The sequence below is a fragment of the Actinoplanes missouriensis 431 genome (genome assembly GCF_000284295.1).
GTDB lineage: Bacteria > Actinomycetota > Actinomycetes > Mycobacteriales > Micromonosporaceae > Actinoplanes > Actinoplanes missouriensis.
This window is the reverse complement of the sequence record NC_017093.1, coordinates 6,067,435-6,088,342: the sequence shown is the minus strand read 5'-3', so window position 1 is coordinate 6,088,342 and position 20,908 is coordinate 6,067,435. Positions and strand designations below refer to the sequence as shown.

The 20,908-nt window shown below is 72.4% G+C and carries 19 protein-coding genes; 10 read left to right on the top strand and 9 right to left on the bottom strand.

What is annotated here, in order from left to right; all coding sequences use genetic code 11:
* Window positions 1–988: 988 nt before the first annotated feature.
* The gene (locus AMIS_RS27995; RefSeq protein WP_014445797.1) at window positions 989–1,798 is read right to left on the bottom strand and encodes a PaaX family transcriptional regulator; all 810 of its coding nucleotides are present in this window, start codon (window positions 1,796–1,798) and stop codon (window positions 989–991) included.
* A gap of 94 nt (window positions 1,799–1,892) precedes the next feature.
* Here AMIS_RS27995 and AMIS_RS27990 point away from each other — a divergent pair, with 94 nt between their 5' ends.
* The 10 genes from AMIS_RS27990 to lexA all read left to right on the top strand — a co-directional run bounded on the left by AMIS_RS27990 (window position 1,893) and on the right by lexA (window position 12,147).
* On the top strand, window positions 1,893–3,053 hold the full coding sequence (locus tag AMIS_RS27990; protein ID WP_014445796.1) for an ABC transporter substrate-binding protein: 1,161 nt from the start codon (window positions 1,893–1,895) through the stop codon (window positions 3,051–3,053).
* Window positions 3,050–3,892 (top strand): ABC transporter ATP-binding protein, encoded by an 843-nt coding sequence (locus AMIS_RS27985; protein WP_014445795.1) that lies wholly within the window; start codon window positions 3,050–3,052, stop codon window positions 3,890–3,892. The genes AMIS_RS27990 and AMIS_RS27985 overlap by 4 nt, the downstream gene beginning before the upstream one ends.
* Window positions 3,885–4,565: an ABC transporter ATP-binding protein gene (locus AMIS_RS27980; protein ID WP_014445794.1), complete on the top strand. Its 681-nt coding sequence runs from the start codon at window positions 3,885–3,887 to the stop codon at window positions 4,563–4,565. Before AMIS_RS27985 ends, AMIS_RS27980 begins: the two co-directional genes overlap by 8 nt.
* Window positions 4,562–5,422 carry a branched-chain amino acid ABC transporter permease gene (locus AMIS_RS27975; RefSeq protein ID WP_014445793.1) on the top strand — a complete coding sequence of 287 codons (861 nt, stop codon included), beginning with the start codon at window positions 4,562–4,564 and terminating at the stop codon, window positions 5,420–5,422. Before AMIS_RS27980 ends, AMIS_RS27975 begins: the two co-directional genes overlap by 4 nt.
* Complete coding sequence (locus AMIS_RS27970; RefSeq protein ID WP_014445792.1) at window positions 5,419–6,381, top strand: branched-chain amino acid ABC transporter permease; 963 nt, start codon at window positions 5,419–5,421, stop codon at window positions 6,379–6,381. Before AMIS_RS27975 ends, AMIS_RS27970 begins: the two co-directional genes overlap by 4 nt.
* A gap of 67 nt (window positions 6,382–6,448) precedes the next feature.
* Window positions 6,449–7,513 (top strand): hypothetical protein, encoded by a 1,065-nt coding sequence (locus tag AMIS_RS27965; protein ID WP_014445791.1) that lies wholly within the window; start codon window positions 6,449–6,451, stop codon window positions 7,511–7,513.
* A complete protein-coding gene (locus AMIS_RS43745; RefSeq protein ID WP_014445790.1) occupies window positions 7,510–8,778 on the top strand; it encodes a fimbrial biogenesis chaperone in 1,269 nt (422 codons plus the stop codon). The genes AMIS_RS27965 and AMIS_RS43745 overlap by 4 nt, the downstream gene beginning before the upstream one ends.
* Window positions 8,775–9,950 carry a hypothetical protein gene (locus AMIS_RS27950; RefSeq protein WP_014445789.1) on the top strand — a complete coding sequence of 392 codons (1,176 nt, stop codon included), beginning with the start codon at window positions 8,775–8,777 and terminating at the stop codon, window positions 9,948–9,950. The genes AMIS_RS43745 and AMIS_RS27950 overlap by 4 nt, the downstream gene beginning before the upstream one ends.
* A gap of 290 nt (window positions 9,951–10,240) precedes the next feature.
* Window positions 10,241–11,488: an MFS transporter gene (locus AMIS_RS27945; protein WP_014445788.1), complete on the top strand. Its 1,248-nt coding sequence runs from the start codon at window positions 10,241–10,243 to the stop codon at window positions 11,486–11,488.
* A gap of 35 nt (window positions 11,489–11,523) precedes the next feature.
* Window positions 11,524–12,147: a transcriptional repressor LexA gene (gene lexA, locus AMIS_RS27940; RefSeq protein WP_014445787.1), complete on the top strand. Its 624-nt coding sequence runs from the start codon at window positions 11,524–11,526 to the stop codon at window positions 12,145–12,147.
* A gap of 76 nt (window positions 12,148–12,223) precedes the next feature.
* Here lexA and AMIS_RS27935 read toward each other — a convergent pair whose 3' ends face one another.
* The 8 genes from AMIS_RS27935 to AMIS_RS27900 are packed head-to-tail and all read right to left on the bottom strand — an operon-like array spanning window position 12,224 to window position 20,908.
* Complete coding sequence (locus tag AMIS_RS27935; RefSeq protein WP_014445786.1) at window positions 12,224–13,471, bottom strand: O-antigen ligase family protein; 1,248 nt, start codon at window positions 13,469–13,471, stop codon at window positions 12,224–12,226.
* On the bottom strand, window positions 13,468–14,742 hold the full coding sequence (locus AMIS_RS27930) for a lipopolysaccharide biosynthesis protein (RefSeq protein ID WP_014445785.1): 1,275 nt from the start codon (window positions 14,740–14,742) through the stop codon (window positions 13,468–13,470). Before AMIS_RS27930 ends, AMIS_RS27935 begins: the two co-directional genes overlap by 4 nt.
* Window positions 14,739–16,043, bottom strand: a complete 1,305-nt coding sequence (locus AMIS_RS41290) for a GNAT family N-acetyltransferase (protein WP_014445784.1) — start codon at window positions 16,041–16,043, stop codon at window positions 14,739–14,741. Before AMIS_RS41290 ends, AMIS_RS27930 begins: the two co-directional genes overlap by 4 nt.
* Window positions 16,036–17,073 (bottom strand): DegT/DnrJ/EryC1/StrS family aminotransferase, encoded by a 1,038-nt coding sequence (locus AMIS_RS40870; protein ID WP_014445783.1) that lies wholly within the window; start codon window positions 17,071–17,073, stop codon window positions 16,036–16,038. The genes AMIS_RS41290 and AMIS_RS40870 overlap by 8 nt, the downstream gene beginning before the upstream one ends.
* Window positions 17,070–18,065 carry a glycosyltransferase family 2 protein gene (locus AMIS_RS27915; protein ID WP_014445782.1) on the bottom strand — a complete coding sequence of 332 codons (996 nt, stop codon included), beginning with the start codon at window positions 18,063–18,065 and terminating at the stop codon, window positions 17,070–17,072. The genes AMIS_RS40870 and AMIS_RS27915 overlap by 4 nt, the downstream gene beginning before the upstream one ends.
* Entirely contained in the window at window positions 18,062–19,177 is a 1,116-nt protein-coding gene (locus tag AMIS_RS27910) for a DegT/DnrJ/EryC1/StrS family aminotransferase (RefSeq protein ID WP_014445781.1), read from the bottom strand. The genes AMIS_RS27915 and AMIS_RS27910 overlap by 4 nt, the downstream gene beginning before the upstream one ends.
* The gene (locus AMIS_RS27905) at window positions 19,152–20,102 is read right to left on the bottom strand and encodes a transketolase family protein (RefSeq protein ID WP_014445780.1); all 951 of its coding nucleotides are present in this window, start codon (window positions 20,100–20,102) and stop codon (window positions 19,152–19,154) included. Before AMIS_RS27905 ends, AMIS_RS27910 begins: the two co-directional genes overlap by 26 nt.
* Entirely contained in the window at window positions 20,099–20,908 is an 810-nt protein-coding gene (locus AMIS_RS27900; protein ID WP_014445779.1) for a transketolase, read from the bottom strand. Before AMIS_RS27900 ends, AMIS_RS27905 begins: the two co-directional genes overlap by 4 nt.

Below are 20,908 nucleotides of genomic sequence, written 5' to 3'. Positions count from 1 at the left end.
GGCTCCCTGGCTGGCAGCCCCCAGGCTCGCAGATCTTGGAAACGCCGATGCCGGCTGGCGCTCAGGGCGGACAAACCGGACGGCCGGCAGCGCTGGCAACCAGCCCGGCGAGACGCAATGCCGCTTAGCTAGTTGATATTCGGGGTGAGCTGCGGCTGTTCGTCGCGGGGTACGGGCTTCGGCCAGCCTGTTCGCAGGATGCCGCATAGCTGCACCGGTGCGCCGTCGCGGTGACCCATCGCGGTGGCCGGGTTGATCTCCCGTTCGGGCGGTGAACGGTAGGGCGGCTCACGGTGGGCTCGTACGTGGGTGGCGGCTCACGGTGAGCTCCGGCGTGGGTGGCGGCTCACGATACGGCTCTGTCGCGAGGGCCGCGGCACACCGAAGCTCACGCCGGCCGCGATGAGGTCGCACGGAAACGGTTCGTGTGCTTCCATCCCGGCCCTGGCGTTGATGGATCGCCACACAAGCGTTGCGTGTGACCTGATCCCTGTCGCACGGGCGTTGCGTGTGACCTCATCCCCGTGGCATGGACGTTGCGTGTGGCTTCATCCACGCCGCCACCGCTGACGCCGGGCGTCTCGGACCGTGCCCCGCGAATGCGGCGCGGCCGGTCGATGCGACGGTCCGCGGCGCTTCACCCGGGCAAGCGAAGCAGCACGTCATCGAATGATCAACCTAAGCTGAGTGGCATTGGGGCGAGACGAGCTGGGCCTCAGTGCTGTCGACGGCATTGTGGACAGCACTGAGAGCCGGCCGGACCAGCCGGACCAGCCGGGCCGCCCGGACCGGCCGGACCAGCCGGACCAGCCGGGCCGCCCGGACCGGCCGGACCAGCCGGACCGGCCGGTTCGCAGCGTCGGGCCGGCGGCTTTGATCACGCGAACGGGCGTTGCCGACATGCGTGATCGCTTGACTGCACGGCATGGGGCTCTGGCGTGGAGGAAGCACAAGCAACGCCAGCGAGTGCGGGCGGCGCCGCGACGGGTCACTCGCCGGGGCGGGCGCTGTCCGGGATCAGGTCCAGCAACTGGCCCGCGATCGCGCGGGACGGCTCCACCAGTGACGACTCCAGCTCGCGGAACACCTTCTGGGCCCGGACCGCCGGCCAGTCCGGTGGCAGGTGCTCGACCGGGAGCCGCGGGTCGCGGCGGATCGCTCCGAGCCACTCGGCGATCAGGCTGAGGCGGGCGGCGAGCGGGTCCGCGAACGGCGCCGGGCCGTCCCACCGGGACAGGAACTCGGCGTAGCGGGCGGCGAGACCTGCCAGGTCGTACGCGTCCCGGACCATCCCGGCGATGTCGGTGAGCGAGTCGGCGCGGGCGTGGAAGACGCGTGCGTGGGCGGACAGGCCCAGGCCTGTCACGATGTTCTGCGCCGGCACCGCGCCGGGCGCGATCCACAGGCCGCCCTGGAGCGGGCCGAATCCCGCCCAGGCCAGCTGGGACCGCAGGTCGTGGCGCTGGCGCTGCCAGGATTCGGGCAGAGAGAAGCAGAGCAGCGTCCAGTCGCCGTCCCACGCGTCGTTGACCGCGCCGGTACGCCAGATCCGTGTCCGCCCGTCGTGCAGGATCGTGGTGGACCGGTCGGTGAGCCCGAAGTACATCCGGCGGCCGTCGCGCTGGCGGCGCAGCAGCCCGCGGTTCACCATCCGGGCCAGTGTGGAGCGGGTCGCGTGCGACGAGATGCCGAGCCGGTCGAACACGTCGATCACGCTGCCGGAGAAGACGCAGACGTTCCGGTCGAGGACGAAGTCACCGAGGAGCATCAGCATCAGCGTCTGCGGGTTGGGCGGCATGAGGCAGATGTTAGGCAAAATATTGACGGCCGTGTAGAGAGAGCCTAACTTCAATGTCTCGTAACCCCTCGGAAGTCTCCTGAGGAGGTCAATCGTGCGAAGCGTCCTCGTCCTCGTCCTCGCCGTCACCCTGGCCGGCTGCGGCGCCTCCGGCAGCGGCGACAGCGGCGACGATCCGATCCGGATCGGCCAGATCGTCTCGCTCACCGGCAACTACTCACCGCTCGGCACCGAGAACCAGAAGTCCGTCGCGCTCGCCGTCGACGCGATCAACGCGGGCGGCGGCCTGGGCGGCCGCCCGATCGAGCTGACCGTCCGTGACGACAAGAGCCTGCCCGACCAGTCCGTCCTGGCTTTCAACGAGCTCAAGGAGGACTCCGACGCGATCATCGGGTCGCCGTTCAGCAATTCGGCGCTCGCGACGATCCCGCTGGTCGACCGCGAGGAGATCCCCTACGTCTCGCTCACCCCGGCCGACGAGCAGATCAACCCCATTCATCCGTACGTCTTCGTCGTCCCCGCCACGTCGGCGACCTATGCCGAGGCGGCGCTGAAGTACTACCAGGCCAGCAAGATCACCAAGGTCGCTGTCGCGTACGACACGAAGAGCAGCTACGCGGTTGCCGGCGCCAAGGGTCTGCAGGCCAAGGCGCAGCAGTACGGCGTCACGCTCGGTCCGGTGGAGGAGTTCCAGACGACCGCCACCGAGTTCGGCGCGATCTTCACCCACGTGCGGGCCTCGGACGCGCAGGCCCTGATGTTCTGGGGCACCGGGGCGCCCGGCGTCGCGTTCACCAAGCAGTTCGCGGCACAGGGCCTGGACATCCCGCTGATGCTGACCGGCTCGCAGGCGAGCAAGCTCTTCCTCGACCCGGCCGGACCGGCCGCCGAGGGCGTGACCATCGCCGGCTCGGTCGGCGTGGTGGGCTCGTACCTTCCGGCCGGCGAGCTGAAGACCGCGGTCGACGAGCTGACCACGTCCTTCCAGGCGAAACACGGGTATCAGCCGCCGCAGTTCGCGCAGGACGGCTACAGCGGCGTGAAACTGCTCGCCGCCGCCATCGAGAAGGCCGGCGGCACCGACCGGGCGCGGGTCCGCGACGCGCTGGAGTCGCTGACGCTGACCACCCCGAACGGCACGTACGCCTACGCCGCCACCAACCACAGCGGCCTCACCACGGACTTCATCTCGATCAACACGGTCGAGGGCGGGAAGTTCGTGCCCACCGAGTTCTCCAAGGCCGCGTTCTCGTGAGACTCGCCGTCAAGGGTGTCTCCCGGGCGTTCGGCGGTGTCTACGCCGTCCGCGACGTCAGCCTGAGCGTCGAGCCGGGCGAGCTGCGCGCCGTGATCGGCCCCAACGGCGCCGGCAAGTCGACGCTGTTCGCCCTGATCGGCGGCCAGCTCGCCCCGAACGCCGGCACGGTCAGCCTCGGCGGCGTGCCGGTGCAGCGGCTCCCGGCGCACCGGCGGGCCCGGCTCGGCGTCGGCGTGGTCTTCCAGGCGGCCCGGATCTTCGCCGGGATGACCGCCTGCGAGAACGTGATGGTCGGCGCGCACGCCACCACCCGCGCCGGCTTCCTCGCCGGCGCGCTGCGGCTGCCCGCCCATCGCCGCGACGAACGCCTGATCCGCTCCCGCGCGCTGGCCTGCCTGGAGCGGACCGGCCTCGCCGCCTGGGCGGACCGGCCCGCCGAGGAGTTGCCACTCGGTCAGCAGCGCGCGTTGCAGCTGGCCCGGGCGCTCTGCGCGGAACCGAAGCTGCTGCTGCTCGACGAGCCGGCGTCCGGCTTGCGGGCCGGCGAGCGGGAGCGGCTCGCGACGCTGATCGGCGACCTGCGCGCGGAGGGCCTCACGATGCTGCTCGTCGAGCACGACGTGGCGTTCGTGATGCGCCTCGCCGACCGGGTCACCGTTCTCGACCTGGGCCGGGTCATCGCCGAGGGGACACCGGCCGAGGTCCGCGCCGACCCCGCCGTGATCGCGGCCTACCTGGGCACGACGGAGAGGGCCGACGTCACCCGGACGGGCACGACGGAGAAGGACGGCACGACCGAGGAGACGGCCCAGACGACGGGAACCGCCCATGAGTGACATCGTGGAGGTCAGCGGGCTCACCGTGCGCTACTCCGGGGCGACCGCCCTGGACGGCGTCGATCTCACCGTCGGCGCGGGGGAGATGGTGGCCCTGATCGGCGCCAACGGCGCCGGCAAGTCCACCCTGGTCAAGGCGCTCTCCGGCCTGCTCGAGCCGGACGCCGGGACGGTCGCCGTGCGGGGCCGGCTCGCTCAGGTCCCGGAGGGCCGGGAGATGTTCGGCGATCTGAGCGTCGACGACAACCTGCGGCTCGGCGGCTGGCGCAACGGACGGCACGGCCGGGACACCAGCGCCGTCTACGAGCTGTTCCCCGAGCTCGGCGGGCTCCGGCGGCGACGGGCCGGGACGCTCTCCGGCGGGCAGCAGCAGATGGTCGCGATCGGCCGGGCGCTGATGGCCCGGCCCGACGTGCTGGTGATCGACGAGCTGAGCCTCGGCCTCGCGCCGCTGGTCGTGACGATGCTCGCCGGCCACCTCCGGCAGCTGCACGCGTCGCGCGGGCTGGCGGTGCTGCTGATCGAGCAGAACGCGCGTCTCGCCCTGGAACTGTGCGACCGGGCGTACGTGCTGGAGGCGGGCCGGATCGCGCTGCACGGCACCTCGGCGGACCTGGCCCGGGATGCCCGGGTGACGGCCGCGTACCTCGGCGGGCACGTGGCGGCGTCATGAGCGACCTCGTCGGCTACCTGGTCACCGGGCTCGGCCTGGGCGCCGGGTTCGCGCTGGTCGCCAGCGGTCTCGTGGCGATCTACCGGGTGACCCGGGTGGTCAACTTCGCGCAGGGCGCGTTCGCGGTGCTCGCCGCCATGCTGACCAGCTCCCTGCTCGGCGCCGGCCTGCCGCACGGCGTCGCCGAGGCCGGCGGGGTGCTGCTCGGCGCGGCGGCCGGGCTGATCGTCGGGGTCGTCGCGATCGGCCGGCCCGGCACCAGTCCCGGAACATCGTTGATCGTCACGCTCGGGCTGGGTGTCCTCGCGTACGCGATCGAGGTGTTGATCTGGGGGGATCAGCCCCGCTCCTACCCGGGCGTGCCCGGCGTGGCCGAGGTGGCAGGCGCCCGGCTGCAGGCGCACTACCTGCTCATTCTCGCCGTGACGGGTCCGGTCTTCGCCGTGCTGGCGTGGTTCTTCAGCCGCACCGACCTGGGTAAGGCGCTCTCCGCGTGCGCCTCCAACCCCTACGCCGCGCGGGTCGTCGGCATCTCCGTGCGCCGCATGGGCCTCCACGCGTTCGTTCTCGGCGGCGCGCTCGGCGGTCTCGCCGGGGTGCTCACCACACCCGTCCAGCAGGTCACGTTCGACAGCGACGTGGCCCTGATCGTCAACGGTTTCGCCGCGGCCGTCCTCGGCGGACTGACCCGTCCCGTCGTCGCCCTCGCCGGCGGCCTGCTGCTCGGCGTCGCGCAGACGCTCGTCGCGGGCTACGGCGGCGGCGCCTACCAGGTGGAGGTCGCGCTCGTGCTGATGCTCACCGTCATGATCATCCAGTCGGCCCGCAGCGGTCCCGTCCCGGCCACCGCGTCATGAGGCTCGCCGTCGCCGCCGTCGCGGCTCTGGTCCTCCCGCTGCTGCTACCGGAACGGCACCTCGCGACGTTCGTGCTGCTCACCCTCGCTGCCGCGGTCACCGTCGGCGTCTCATTACTGATGGGGTACGCCGGGCAGGTCTCGCTCGGACAGGCCTCCTTCTCCGCGATCGGCGCCTACACCGCGGGCCTTCTCGCGGTGCACGGCGTCCCACCCGTGCCGGCCCTGCTCGCCGCCCCGATCGTCGCTGCCGTGGCGGCGGTCCTCATCGGCTTCCCGCTGCTCCGGCTGCGCGGCCACCACCTCGCGTTCGCCACCCTCGCGGTGCAGCTCATCCTGCTGTCGTTGCTCGCACAGGCCGAGTGGGCGGGCGGCGCGATCGGCCTCCAGGGGATACCGAGGTTCTCGGTCGGGGACTTCTCACTGCGTGAGGACATCGGGTACGCGTACCTGGCGCTCCTGGTTCTCGGCATCGCCCTGCTGGTGTCGCGCAACGTGGTCTCCTCCCGCCCCGGTCGCGGCCTGCGCGCCGCCGCGACCAGCGAGATCGCGGCGGCGGCCAGCGGCGTCCCGGTCGGCGGGTACCGGCTGGTCGTCTTCGCCCTCTCCGCCTCGTTCGCCGGTCTGGCCGGTGGGGTCTACGCGTTCTATCTGGGATATCTGGCGCCGGGCTCGTTCCCGGTGCTGCTCTCCATCGAGTACGTCGTGATGGCCGTCGTCGGCGGCCTCGGCACCCTGGCCGGCCCGGTCGTCGGCGCGGTCCTGATCGTGGTGCTGGTCCAGGTGCTGAACACGCTGGGGACGATGCCGGGCATGCCGGACTACGCGCCGAGCGTACTGTCGTACGCGGTGTACGCGCTGCTGCTGGTGGGGTGCGTGCTGTTCCTGCCGCGGGGGGTCGTGCCCGCGTTGCGCGCGGTCGCCGATCGAGGCGTTGCCCGGCGGACCGGTGCTGGTTGATCGAGGAATTTAACAGCGGCGATGTAGGGTGCGGTCGCTGACATCGATCGCATGGGGGTAGGAAACCGTGACAACGTCCGTGGAACAGGCGCCTGCGGCATCGTCGCCGGAAACCGTGACGTTCAGCGCGCGGGAACGCTGGGTCCTGGTCGTCGCCAGCGCCTGGCTGGTGATCGGGTTGCAGCTAGACGCGTACGCGCACGCCACCACGCCGGAGCTGGAGACGTTCTGGACCCCGTGGCACGGCGTGCTCTACTCCGGCATCGCCGCCTCCGGGTTCACCCTGCTCTGGATCATGCGGTCGCGGCTGCCCGGCATCCCGACGTACGCGTCGGTGCTGGCCCTGCCGAACGCCCTGCGGCTGCCGCTCGCCGGGATGGCGGCGCTGCTGGTCGGCGGCGGCATGGACACGCTGTGGCACAACGTGTTCGGCATCGAGCGGGACATGGAGATCTTCGTCAGCCCGAGCCACGAGTTCATCATTCTCGGCATGGTGCTGGTGGCGATGGGCCCGGCGCTGATGCAGGCCACCGTGCCCGGCCGGACCCTGGGCGCCGGCGGCGGCTGGCTGGTCGGGATCTCGGTGCTTTTCGCGGTGCTGCCGGTGCACATCTACTCGCTGCACGCCTCGGCGATCGGCTTCCGGCACCTCGGCTCCGGCGCCGACCCGGTGCCGATCTTCTCGCCGGACGCGCAGCTCGTGCACGGCTACCTGTTCAGCACGGTTCTGCTGCTGCTCCCGCTGATCGTGCTGGGCCGGCGCTGGCCGCTGCCGCTCGGGCTGCCGACCGCGCTGATCGCCGTTCCGGCCCTGCTCATGCACCTGATGTTCGACTCGCAGGACGCGTGGTGGCCGGCGCTCACGGTCGCGGCCGCCGCGCTGGTGCTCGAAGTCGTCTCCCGGATCGCGAACCGGCTCCTGACCGGGACGCCGGTGAACGCCCGGTGGATCCTGCTCGGGCTGCTCGCGCCGCCGCTGACCTGGGGCGCCGTGCTGACCGTGGGGACGATCGTGGAGGGCAGCCCCGGCTTCAACATCCACATGGTGACCGGGCTGCTGATGTACACGGCGCTGACCGGGGTGGGCACCGTGCTCGTCGCCCGCAGCGTGCAGTACCTGCAACGGTCGTGAGCCGCCTCGCCGCCGCCTGTCTGGCCTTCTTCACGATTCTTCTGGCATGTCCGGCCCCGGCGTCGGCGCATGCGGGCGGGCTCACCGCGACCGACGCGCGGAGCCGGGTCGTCGCCGTGGTTCCGGCCGTGCCGGGGCTCTCCGTGGTCGCGATCGAGAACGGCGCCCGCCTGCGGCTGCGCAACGGCACGGGCGCGCCGGTCACGATCGGCGGCGCCAAAGCCGGAGGCGGGACAAGAACCGCGGACGGGTCGGGGGTGGTGGTCGCTCCGGGCGCGACACTCACCTGGATCGACCAGCGCGCCACCCCCGACGGCCGCAGGGTCGCGGCAGGCGAGACGGTTGACTGGTCGATCCCGCTGACCGTAGGCGGCGGGACCGCGGAGGCCGCGGGCGGCGGTGCGACCGTCATGGTCACCGGTGTGCTCACCGGGGAGCAGCGCCCGATCTCGCCGCTCTGGTGGGCGGCCACCGCGCTGCTGATCGCGGCGGTGCTCCTGGCCGCCCGCCGGCTTCCCCGCGGTGACCTGCTGCTCTGCGTCTGCGGCCTGGTCGCGGCCGGCGCCTCGATCGCGCACGTCGCCGGGTCCACCCTGGCCGTCGAGTCCGCGCCGCTGATCGGGACGTTCCTCAGCGCGGCCGGGATCAACCTGCTCGCCTGGCCGCTGATCATCGGTGGCGCGGTGACCGCCCTGCGTGGCCGTCCCGCCGGTGTCCTCGCGGTCTGCGGCGGCGCGGCGCTCACCGCGGTGTTCGTGCTGCCGGACGTCACCTCGTTCCACCGGCCGGTGCTGCCGTTCGCCGGTCCGGCCGTCGCCGAGCGTGTCCTGGTGGTCGTCGCGCTCGGACTCGGGGCCGGTGTCGCGGTCGCCGGGGCGGGCGTCCTGCGCGAACTCGCCCGGCAGCCGGCGGCCATGCTGATCATCGGGGTGCTGCTGCTCGGCGGCTGCACCGCCGGTGAACCGGTGCGGGCCGTGACGACGTCGTGTGGATCGGCGGCGCCTGACGCCGTACCCGTCAATGTCGCTCTGCGTGACGGACGTGCGGAGCCGGCACCGCACCGGGTGGCCGTTCCGCTGAACAGCACCGTGCTGCTCGGCGTCACCTCGGACGTGGCGGGGGAGGTGCACGTGCACGGCTATGACCTGGCCTATCCGGTGCAGGCGGGCCAGCCGGCGTGTGTGCTGTTCGCGGCCGGGCGGGCCGGGCTGTTCGACGTGGAGGCGCATCCGTCGACGCTGCTGGTGCAGATCGAGGTGCGGTGAACGTCGCGCACGGTGTCGGTTCCTCGGCCGATCTGCCGTTGCCCCTCGACCTGGTGCTGCAGGCCGGCGCCGCGACGGTCGTCCTGTCGTTCCTGATCTCGGCGTTCCTGTGGCGCCGGCCGCGCTTGGACGGCGGTGTCCCGCGGGAGGCGCCGCTCGCCTGGCTGCGCTATCCGGTCCTGCTTCTGACCGGCTGCGTCGTCGTCATCGCGTTCCTCGGGCCGCCCGGCGATCGCAACCCGGCGGCGCACGCGCTCTTCGTCTGGCTCTGGGTCGGTCTGGTGCCGGTCAGCGTCGTGCTCGGACCGGTGTGGCGGGCGGTCAACCCGCTGCGCACGCTCTTCGCCTTGCTCTGCCGGCCACCGTTCCGTCTGCCACCGCACGGCCTGCGGCCGCTTCCGCCCGGCCGGGGCGCGGGGTCATGGCCCGCGGCGGCGTTCCTGCTGGCGTTCGTCTGGTTCGAGCTCGTCGTGCCCCATCAGGGCGATCCGGTCGCGGTCGGCGCATTCCTCTGCGGGTACGGGGTGATGCAGCTCGCCGGCGCGGTGGTGCGCGGCGAGGAGTGGTTCGCCCGGGCCGACTGCTTCGAGGTGTACTCGTCGCTGGCCGGGCGTCTGAGCCCGCCGGCCTGGAAGCCGTGGCTGTCCGGCCTGGCCACGCCCGCGCCCGCCGCCTTCCTCGCCGTCTGGTGGGGATCGACCGTCTTCGACAGCGCCGCCGGCGGGCCGGCCTGGGCGGCTTTCGTGCAGCGGGCGGGGCACCCCGGCCTGCTCGCCACGGCCGCTCTCGTGCTGATCTGCGGGCTCATCCTGGTCGCCGTCCGGCGGGTCGCCGGACGGTTCGACGTGACCGGCTCGCTGATCCCGATCGCGGTCGGATACACGCTCGCGCACTACCTGTCGTTGCTGCTGGTGGAGGGTCCGCGCGGCGTACTGCTGCTGCTCGGCCGGGAGCCGGACTGGAACCCGGCCCTGATCCCCGGGGCGATGGCGGCGGCGCAGATCGCGCTGATCCTGGCCGGCCACGTGCTCGGGGTGATCGTCGCCCACGACCGGGCGCTCGCCGAGTCGCCGGACCGGCCGGTGCTGGCCACGCTCGCCGACGAGCTGCCGATGGTGATCTTCATGATCGGGTGCACCTGGGCCGGGCTGTTCCTGCTCTTCGTCCGCTAGAAAGTTTGTTTTACAGCGCGGCCCGGCCACCTCGGCGGACCTGGCCGTCGAGTTCGGCGCCGACCGAGACCTCACCGCGTACCTGACGAACCGCGCGGCGTACGGGGACTTCGCCGCCGCGGCCGAGCACTCGTTCGGCGCCACCCACCTCACCGCCGACGAGCTCGCCCGGTTCGGCGCGGAATACCTCGACTGCTCAACCGGTGGCACCGGCGCCCCGAGGACCTGCCCGAGGGCAGCCGCCCGATCACCGTGCTGTTCCACGCGTTCCCGACCCCCGACGAGCCGGCGTGAGCACGTCGCTCTGGCGCAACCGGGACTTCACGCTGCTCTGGAGTGGGCAGGTGGTGTCCAGCCTCGGCGCGCAGATCAGCGCCACCGCCACCCCGCTGCTCGTGCTCACCACCACCGGCTCGCCCGCCGACGCCGGGCTGGTCGGGGCCGCCGGTGCGCTGCCGCACCTGCTCGCCAACCTGCCGGCCGGGCCGCTCGTCGACCGCTGGGACCGGTGGCGCATCCTGCTGATCAGCGAGATCGTGGCCGGGCTGACGCTGCTCACGGTGCCGATCGCGATCTGGTCCGGGTGGCTGACCACGGCGCAGCTCTGCGTCGTCGTGTTCGTCCAGGGACTCTGCTTCGTCTTCTTCGGGCTGGCGGAACGGGCGGCGCTGCCCCGGGTCGTGACGGGTTCCGACGTACCCACCGCCATCGCCCACAACGAAGCCCGCAGCCGCGGCAGCTCCCTGGCCGGCCCGCCGCTCGGCGGAATGCTCTTCGGCGTCGACCGCGCGCTGCCGTTCCTGGTCGACGGGGTCTCCTACCTGATCGCCGCGGTGAGCCTGCTCTTCCTCCGGCGCGACCTGCAGGACCGGCCCGTCGCTCCCGCCGAGCCCCTCTGGCGGGCCGCGCTGACCGGTCTGCGGTGGACGTGGCGGCACCCGTTCGTGCGCGCGGCACTCGGGTTGCTCGCGGTCAGCAACCTGGTGTTCCAGGCGCTCGTGCTGGTCCTCGTGGTGCTCGCCCAGCGGGACGGCGCCCGGCCCGGCGAGATCGGGCTGATGCTCGGGATCTACAGCGCCGGAGGGCTGGCCGGCGCGCTCGCCGCGGCCCGGCTGCACCGGCTGTTCACCCCGCGCACCGTGATCATCGGCATGAACTGGGTGTGGGCCGCGCTGCTCCCACTCTTCACCGTCGCGCCCGGACCGATCGGGCTCGGGATCGTCGGAGCGCTCTGCGCCTTCGTCGGCCCGATGTGGAACGTGGTCATTCTCAGCTACGCCACGCTCGTCGTCCCGAACGACCTGCTGGGCCGGGTGATGAGCGCCGGGGCGACGCTGACCTGGGGAGTCATGCCCGTCGCGTCGCTCGGCGCGGGTCTGCTGCTCACCGTCCTGAGCCCGGTCGCGGTGATCGGAGGGCTCGCCGCGGTGATGCTCGGCGCGGCGACCGCGGCAACCCTCAGCCCGGCGATCCGGAGCGCGCCTGCTCTCCCCGCCACCCTGGCCGTCCCCCGAACGAGCACTTTCGGTCACGGTTAGTACATCTGATCTAATATTCGGGTAAGGTGCGGCACATGAGCATCGACAGTGGTGACGGGCCGAAGCGCCCCATCACCGCGAAGCAGGAGCGCATCCTCGCCGTGATCCACGAGTCGATCCGCGACCGGGGGTACCCTCCGACCGTCCGCGAGATCGGCGCCGCCGTCGGGCTCGTGTCGCCCTCCTCGGTGACCCACCACCTCAAGGTTCTCGAACGGCACGGTCTCCTCCGGCGACAGCCGCACGGGTCGCGCGCCGTCGACGTGCGCAGCCCCTCGGCCGACCGGACGATCAGCGTGCCGGTGCTCGGCGACATCGCGGCCGGCACACCGATCCTCGCCGAGCAGAACGTCGAGGACCACCTCACCGTCTCCGCCGGGATGGTGGGGCACGGCACGTTCTTCGCCCTCAACGTCAAGGGCGACTCGATGATCGACGCGGCTATCTGTGACGGGGACGTGGTGGTGGTGCGCCAGCAGCCGGTCGCGGAGAACGGCGACATCGTCGCGGCGATGATCGAGGGCGAGGCGACGGTGAAGGTGCTCCGGCGGCGAGGGAGCCGGGTGGAGCTGGTGCCGCGGAACCCGCTGTTCCAGATCATCCCGGGTGATGAGGCAGTGGTGCTGGGCAAGGTGGTGTGCGTGATCCGCCGGTTGTAGCCGGTTGCGCGGTGCGCGGTTGCGGACGGGCGGCGGCCCTGGTCACCGTGTGCCCGGGGCTGGGGTGGGTGAGGGGTCACGTTGAGACCCGGGACCAGGGGTGGCTCACGTCGGCCGGGGCTCGGGCTCCTCGGCGGCGGGCCGGGCGGACCGCGGCCAGCACCAGCATGATCCACATGATGCGGGCGTCGAAGTAGTCGCCGGAGAAGAGCGACGTCCCGCCGATGTAGATGCCGCAGTAGGCGGACGCGCGGGCCTCCAGGCTGCGTTCGGTGCGGGGCGTCCGGATGTACGCGTGCCACAACCCGAACCACGCGAGCCCCAGCAGCGACAGCCCCACGAAACCGCCCTCGGCGGCGACCGAGAGCGGGAGGTTGTGAACGTACCGCTCGCCTTCGCCGAGGTTCGCGATGGCGTGGAAGCCGTTGATGCCGGTGCCGAGCAGTGGGCGCTGCCAGAAGAGCCGCAGCGCCCAGGAGAACAGCACGTCACGGTCGGAGGTGTAGCCCTGCCCGACAGTGGCCTCGACGAACCGGGTCTGCACGAAGTCGGCGATCACCCGCCCGGCGGTCAGCGCCACCATGATCGAGAGGACGACGAGGAAGCCGAGGGGTTTCGCTATCTTGTTCCAGCGCAGGCTGGGCCGGATCGCGAGGACGGCGACGACGGCGGTGATGCCGAGCGCCGCCATGCCGCCGCGCGAGCCGGAGGCGAGGGCGCCGAACAGGAAGGCCGGGATGGGCGCCAGCCAGTACAGCTTCTGGCCGCTCCGGGCGTAGAGGTACAGCGACGTGATGCAGCCGAGGATCATGACGCGGACGAAGACGTTGGGGCCGCCGCCGAGCGCCGCCCACCGGCCGTTCGAGGCGTGGCCGCGCCCGGACGCTGCGGCCAGGAAGTAGAGCCAGGCGGCGATGTGGAACAGGTGCAGGGTCATCCGGGTGACGTGGTCGCGGTCCCAGCGGGCCAGGAAGTAGTAGACCAGGATGAGGAACGCGGTCGCGGCCAGGTCGCCGATCATCGGGCCGGTGACCGCGTTCGACGGTGCCCAGGAGGCCGACAGGATCTGGTATCCGAGCAGGCCGAAGATGGGCAGCAGGCAGTACCCGCCGGCCGCCGCGGTCCGGCCGATCCGGTGCGACTCCAGCAGCAGGCACAGGATCAGGCAGAGGTAGAGCAGGACCCGTACGTCGTTGAGGATCGGGACCTCGAGGCCGAGACGGGTCAGCACGAACCGGCCGGCGAGCGTGGCGATGAACGCGAGGACCACCACCCCGCCGGGACGGGGGCGCTCAGTGGGGGAGGCGAGAGCCGGGGGCGTCATGGCCGCAGCGCCCGGACGACGAGGTGGTGCGCGCCGGCGCCGAGGACGGTGGCGGCGACGCAGAGCGCGAGGACCGCGGCGTGCGGAGCGGGGAGCGTCAGCTGTGCCACGTGCGTGACGGTGACCTGGAGGGCGAGGCAGGCGAGCAGCAGCCGGCTGATCACCGGGCGGTCGAGCAGCGCGTCCAGGGTGGGGCGGGCCGCGTAGAAGACGGCGAGCGGGATCGCCGAGAGCACACCGAGCCGCAGGACGCCGATCGCTCCGGTGAACTCCGGCCCGAGGAAGCCGGTGACCAGGGTGGGCGCGACCGAGGCGACGAACGCGGCGGCGACGGCGGCGAGCAGGGCGGCGTAGAGCGGCAGCCGGAGCAGCATGGACCGGGTGGGGTCCGGGCCGTCGGCCACGGCGCCGTGCTGGAAGAGGCGGCTGAGCCGGGGCAGCAGGACCGGCGTCAGGGTGCCGAAGAGCGAGCAGATCAGCGTCACGGCGGAGGAGGCGAAACCGACGAAACCCGCCTCCGGGCCGCCGGGCAGCGCCACCGCGACGGCGAAGGTGGGGTAGGTGAAGAGCGCCGGCAGCGCCATGTCTCCGGGGAGGCGTCTCAGCCCGTACCCCATCAAGGTGCGCAAGGTGGGCTCGGACCTGGACCACGCGGGAGCCGGCGGTGCCGGCGAGCGGTGACGGACGGTGAACGTCCCCCAGGCGGCGACCAGGATCATGCCTGCGCCCTGTGCCAGGAGGAAGTGCTCGACCGGGCCTGCCGCGGGGACCGCGAGGATCGGGGTGAGTCCGAATCCGACAGCGGAGATGGTGTTTGCCCGGGCGACCTGATGGCTGCCGCGCAGCGCGGCTACGGCCGTCGAGCAAAGGCAGTTGCCGATCAACATGACCATGATGGCGGCGACCGCGAGCGTGCCGCCGTGCAGTCCGAGCAGGCGGCTGACCTGCGGTCCGAGCGCGATGCCGAGCAGCATGAGCCCGACCGTGACGGCGGCCTGGATGCCGAAGGCCTGACGGGCGAGCCGTTCCGTGCCGGTGCTGGTCCGGGGCAGGTAGCGGTGCAGGCCCTGACCGAGACCGATCATCGCAAGCGGCTGGAACGAGCTGACCACCCCGCGCGCGATCTGGTAGTAGGCGAACCCCGCCGCGCCGCCGCGCCGGGCCACGACGTAGAAGAGGAACAAGCCGATGCCGAGCACGAACCACTGCGACAGCAGGCTGGCGGCGTAGTCACGCCGCACCGCGCGGGGAACCGCCCGGAGCAGTCTCAACGCCGGATGCGCGCCAGGTCGAGCGGAACCTCGCGCTGCAGCAGTTCGGTGGTGCGGCGGTACCCGAGCAGGGCCAGCGCGGTGAGCGCGATGATCCGCAGGTCGGTGCCGAGACCGCGGTTCTCCACATACGCGAGACCGAGCGCGATCTTGCCGGGCCGGATCAGCTCGTCGTAGGCGCGGTCGACGTCCTCGTGCCCGGCCAGGATCGCGCCCTCGTCGTGGAAGACGATCGACGCCCAGTCGGTGATGCCCGGCCGCACGTCCAGCAGCCGCATCTCCTCGGCGGTGTAGCGCTGCACGTCGGAGGCGACCTGCGGGCGCGGGCCGACCAGGCTCATGTCGCCGATCAGCACGTTGACCAGCTGCGGCAGCTCGTCGAGCTTCCACCGGCGCAGGAACTTCCCGGTACGGGTGAGGCGCGGATCGTCGTCGGCGGTGGACGGCCCGCCGAGCCGGGACGCGTCGACCACCATGCTGCGGAACTTGAGCATCGCGAACGGTTTGCCGTACCTGCCGATACGGGTGCCCCGGTAGAGGACCGGGCCGCCGTCCTCCCGCTTGATCCGCCAGGCCACCGCGGCGGCGGCCGGGCCGGTGGCGGTGAGCACGACCGCGGCGACGGCGACATCCATGGCCCGCTTGATCGCGTCGTAGCGTGGGGTCACTCTCGGAGCGTAACCACCTTCTACCAGCTTATGAACATAAATCCGGCTTTGCGAACCGCGGTGGATCGCGGTGTGCCCGTGCAGCGCGCTCCCCGACTTCTCGTAGAAGCCCTGCGCCCGCCGCTGCTGCTCCCCGGTCACCACCTTCACCGCCGGCACGCCGTGGTGCCGGAACCAGCCCATCAGGTTCTCGAAGAGCAGCGCCGCCACCCCCCGGCCGCGCATCGCCGGCGTCACCACGAAGTTCAGGATCTCGGCACGGGGCAGGCCCGGATCCGAGGATCCGGGATAGGCGAGCGTCTCCAGCATCCGCCGGGCGCGGGCCGGGTGCATCAGCCGCGGCACCAGCAGGGGTACGGCCGACGCCCACCGCCGCCGCGCGAACTCCGCGAAGAGCGCCGACGTGTCGATCGCGCCGCAGATGTAGCCGAGCGGCTCACCGGTGTCGGCGCTCTCGGCGAGCAGCACCACGCCCAGCCGGCTGTTCGCCACGTGCCGGTAGAGCAGCCGCAGCACCGGCTCGCCCAGCGAGGAGAGGAATCCCTCCGGCACCTCGGCGGCGTGCAACCGGGCCACCGCGGCGATCTGCCGGTCGGTGAACGGCCCGCTGACGACACGAAAACGCTCAGGCATGGACGCTCGCCTCGATCCGGGCGAGGCGGGCCAGGGCCCGGTCGAGGTCGGCGGGACGGGTGCCGGCGCGTACCGGGAGGGTGACCACGTGGGCAGCGGCCCACTCGGCGTTCGGACAGCTGCCGGGCCGGTAGCCCACGGCGGCCAGGTCACCTCCGGCGAGCGGGTGGACCGGCGTGGTGAACCAGTCGCCGACCTCGAGCCCGGCCGCGGCCGCCTCGCGCAGCACCCGGTCCTTGTCGCCGACGACCACCGGGATCCGGTGCGGCACGTAACCGAGGTCCCGGCCGGTGGCGTGCCGGCGCCGGGCCGCCTCGGCGTGACCCGTGACGATCCGGGACGGCAGCCGCCAGCGGACGCTGCGGCTCATCCGCCAGCCGTACTCCGGGCTGGTCAGCGGGTCGGGGGAGTAGGAGCCGGTGACCACGCCGGCGTGGGACAGGCGGCGGTACAGGGTGCGCAGCCGCCAGAGCATGCCGGTGCCGGCCGCCATCCGGTACGCGAGGTACTCGGCGGCCATCATCGCCTCCCGCAGCGGCGGCGGTGAGGTGTACCGGTGGTAGCCGCGGCGCATCTCGGCGGCCAGCCCCGGATCGTGCACGACGGCCGTCCCGCCGACGCCGGCCACCACCGGCTTGCCCCACTCGAACGACCAGAACGAGGCGACCGAGTCGGCGCGGGCCACGGTGCCGGGCGTCATGTGCGCGCTGTCCTCGATCACCGGGATGCCGCGCTCCCGGCCGATCGCGGTGATCGCCGCCATCGGGGCCGGGATGCCGAACGTGTGCTGCGCGACGATCGCCCGGGTACGCCGGGTGAGCAGCGCCGGGAGCCGCTGCGGGTCGAGGCCGAAGGTGTCCCGGGAGATGTCCGCGTAGACCGGCTGCACCCCGAGGCGCAGCAGCGGCTCGACCACGGCGGCGCAGGTGTAGGCCTGGACGACGACCTCGTCGCCCGGACCGGCGCCCAGGCCCTCGAGGATCGCGTGCAGGGCGACCCGGCCCCGGTAGTAGTGCAGGATGTCGCTCATGTCCGCTCCAGGGCCCCTTTGAGTGAGCCGGCTCCGTAGATCACGTGAGTGGCGAGGAAGACCGGCGGCAGCGCCACGACCAGGCCGGGGTCCCGGTGCTGCCGGGCCAGGCGGGCGGCGAAGGTGAGCGCGGTGAGCCCGTAGGTGGCGAGCACCACGGCGGTCGCACGCCGGGCCGTCCGGCTGCGGGGGGCTGCCGCGGCGCCGGCCGCGAGGGCGAGGACGAATCCCATGGGTACGACGTTGCGCCACGACCCGATCCAGCGGCCCACCGTGCGGCTGGCCCGGAACGGCCAGTACCCGGCCTCGAACGTCCACGAGCAGAACTCCCGGAAGTCGCTGCGCGCGTAGTACGTACAGGTGATCTCCGGAAGCAGCAGGATGCTGCCGCCGGACGCCCGCAGCCGATGGTTGAACTCCCGGTCCTGGGCACGGGTGAGCTGCTCGTCGAAGAGGCCGATCCGGTCGAAGACGGACTTGCGGTAGCAGCCGCCGAACACCGTGTCGACCCACTGCGGCCCGGAGGCGCCGACCCGGTACTTCGAGTTCCCGGCACCGAACACGCTGGTGGTGGAGAGCGCGATGGCCCGGCCCAGCAGCGTGTCGTCGCGGGCCCGGGAGATCCGGATCCCGCCGACGTTGTCCGCCCGCGGGTGCTCGACCAGGCCCCGGACGCAGCTCTCCAGATAGTCCGGCGGGTACTCGGCGTGCACGTCGAGACGGACCACGACGTCGCCCCTGGCCTGCCGGATGCCGAGGTTGAGGGCGGCGGGTTTGCTGTGTCCCGGGTTGTCGACCAGGACCAGCCGCGGGTCGCGCAGCGCGTAGTGGCGGACGATCTCGCGGGTGCCGTCGTCGCTCATCCCGTCGACGAGCAGCACCTCCATCCGGTCCGCCGGGTAGGTGGTGGCGAACACCGAGTCGAGGAACGCGGCCACGAAACGGGCCTCGTTCCAGCAGGGGATGACCACGCTGAGGAAGGGCAGGGTCATGCCGGTCTCCCGAAGAACCGGTGGATGCTGTCCGCCACGTGGTCGATCTGCCAGTCCTCCAGCTCGACCTGCATCGGCAGCGACAGCACCTGGCGGCAGAGCTCCTCGGTGCGCGGCAGCTTCCAGTGGTCCAGGCCCAGCCCGCGCTGGTGGTGCAGCGGGATCGGCCAGGAGACCAGCGTCTCGATGCCGTCCGCGCGCAGGTGCTCGGCGAGCCGGTCCCGGTGCTCGGTGGTGACCGGGTAGTTCTGGTAGACGTCGCGGCGCAGCGGGTCGGCGTCCGGCCCGACCGGGATGCGCAGGCCGTCGATGTCGCGCAGGCGTTCGTCGTACCGGCGGGCCAGCTCGCGCCGCCGCTCGATCCACCCGGGCAGCCTGCCCAGCCGGTAGTCCAGGATCGCGGCCTGCAGGTTGTCCAGCCGGCAGTTGTAACCCCAGCCGTCGATCTCGGCCTTCTGCACCCGGCCGTGGTCGCGCAGCCGCAGCAGCCGGTTCGCCAGCTCCTGGTCGTCGGTGAGCACCGCGCCGGCGTCACCGAGCGCGCCGAGCATCTTCGCCGGGTAGAACGAATACGTGCTGGCCAGCCCGAACGTCCCGGCGGTCCGGCCGTCGAACGTGGCGCCCAGGGCCTGCGCGGCGTCCTCCAGGACGACCGCCCCGGCGGACGCGGCGGCTTTGCCGACCGCGTGCATGTCGACGGTACGGCCGTTGAGGTGCACCGGGATGACCACCCGGGTCCGCTCGGTGATCGCCGCGGCCAGCTGGGTCGTGTCCATCAGGTGGTCCGTCCCGATGTCGACGAAGACCGGTTTCGCGCCGCGCAGCACGAACGGCGACACCGTGGCGATGAAGGTGTGCGCCACCGTGACCACCTCGTCGCCCGGCCCGATGTCCAGCGCGTGCGCGAGCAGCCGCAGCCCGTCGGTGCAGTTGCTCACCCCGACCGCGCGGGCCGAGTGGTTGAACGCGGCCAGATGCTCCTCGAAGTCGTGCAGCTGCCGGCGGAGCATGAGGTCGCCCCGCGCGATGGTGTCCTCGATGATCGGCAGCAGCTCGGCCCGCTGCCGCCGCCACTGCTCGGGGTAGTCAACGAATCTGACTCGCCAGTCCACGGTTCGCCTCCAGGTGGTTGCGGACGCGCCGGCTGATCGACTCGGCGTCCAGCTCGAACGCGGCGCGCAGGTACTGCTGGTCCCCGACGACCGAGGACGAGGTCGGTGGCAGGGCGATCCGGATCAGCGGCGTGCCGCCGGCCGACTCGGCGAGCACCTCGGCGACGGCGCTGCCCAGGCCGCCGACGATCGAGTGCTCCTCGACGGTGATCAGCGCCTCGTACTCGCCGGCCGCCTGCCGGACCGCGACGGCGTCGAACGGGTCGAGCCAGGGGAACGAGCGCACGTCGGCGCGGATCCCCTTGGCCCGTAACAGCTGCGCGGCGTCGCAGGTGGCGTCGAGGATCGCTCCCGTCGAACAGAGCAGCACCTCGCCGCCGGTGCCGCCCAGCGGGATCGACGTGCCGCGCGGCGCGGACACCCCGCCGGTGTGCAGCATGCGCTCACCGGTCTTGCCGAGCCGCAGGTACGCCGGCCCGCCCCCGGCCAGCAGGTCGGACAGCACGGCGTCCACCTCGGCCGGGTCGCCGGGCGCCGCGACCGCCATCCCGGGCAGCGCCCGCATGATCGCCAGATCCTCGGTGGCGTGGTGGGACATGCCGAGCGCCCCGTACGCCAGCCCGCCGCCCACCGCCACCACCGTCACGTCCGCGTGGTGGTAGCAGATGTCGTTGCGGATCTGCTCCAGGCAGCGCAGGGTCGGGAAGTTCGCGATCGAGTAGGTGAACACCCGGCCGCCGGCCAGGGCGATCCCGGCGGCCAGCCCGGCCATGTTCTGCTCGGCCACCCCGGCGTTGACGAACTGCCCGGGCCGCGCCGCGGCGAAGTCGTCGACCGCGCCGAACCCCAGATCCGCGGTGATCAGCACCAGGTCCGGGTCGACCAGCGCGGCGGTCAGCAGGCCGCTGAAGAACCGGTTCCTCATCCGGCGCCCACCTCCGCCAGCGCCCGTTCCAGCTCCTCGGCCGACGGCGGCCGGTAGTGCCAGAGCACCTGGTTCTCCATGAACGAGACGCCCTTGCCCTTGACCGTGTGCGCGAGCACGCAGCGCGGCCGGGCCCGCTCGGTGGTCCGCGGCACCCGCAGCGCCGGGAGCAGTTCGGCGTGGTGGTGCCCGTCGGCCTCCACGACGTCCCAGCCGAACGAGCGCCACTTGTCGGCGAACGGCTCCAGCCGCAGCGTCTCGTCGGTCGTGCCGAGCGACTGCATGCGGTTGTAGTCGACGATCGCGACAAGGGTCGCCAGCTCGTGGTGCCCGGCGAACATGGCCGCCTCCCAGACACTCCCCTCGTCGCACTCGCCGTCGCCGAGCAGCACGTAGGTGCGCCACTCGCGGCCGGTCTGCCGGGCCCGCCAGGCCAACCCGGCGCCGACCGGCAGGCCGTGGCCGAGCGAGCCGGTGGAGAACTCGACGCCCGGGATGCCGACGTGGCTGACGTGCCCGGAGAGGAACGAGCCGTTCTGGTAGTGCCGGTGCAGCACCGCCGCGTCGAAGAAACCGGACTCGGCGAGGACCGCGTAGAGGGCGGCGCCGGCGTGCCCCTTGCTCATGATCACGCGATCCCGGTCCGGCCACTCCGGGTGCTCCGGGTCGACCCGCAACACGCCGGCGTAGAGGACGGCCAGCAGGTCGGCGCAGGAGAGCGCGGAGCCGACGTGCGAGCTGCGGCCGGTGCTCGTCATCCGGAGCACGTGGGCGCGGACCGCGCGGGCGAGCGACAGGGAGTCCAC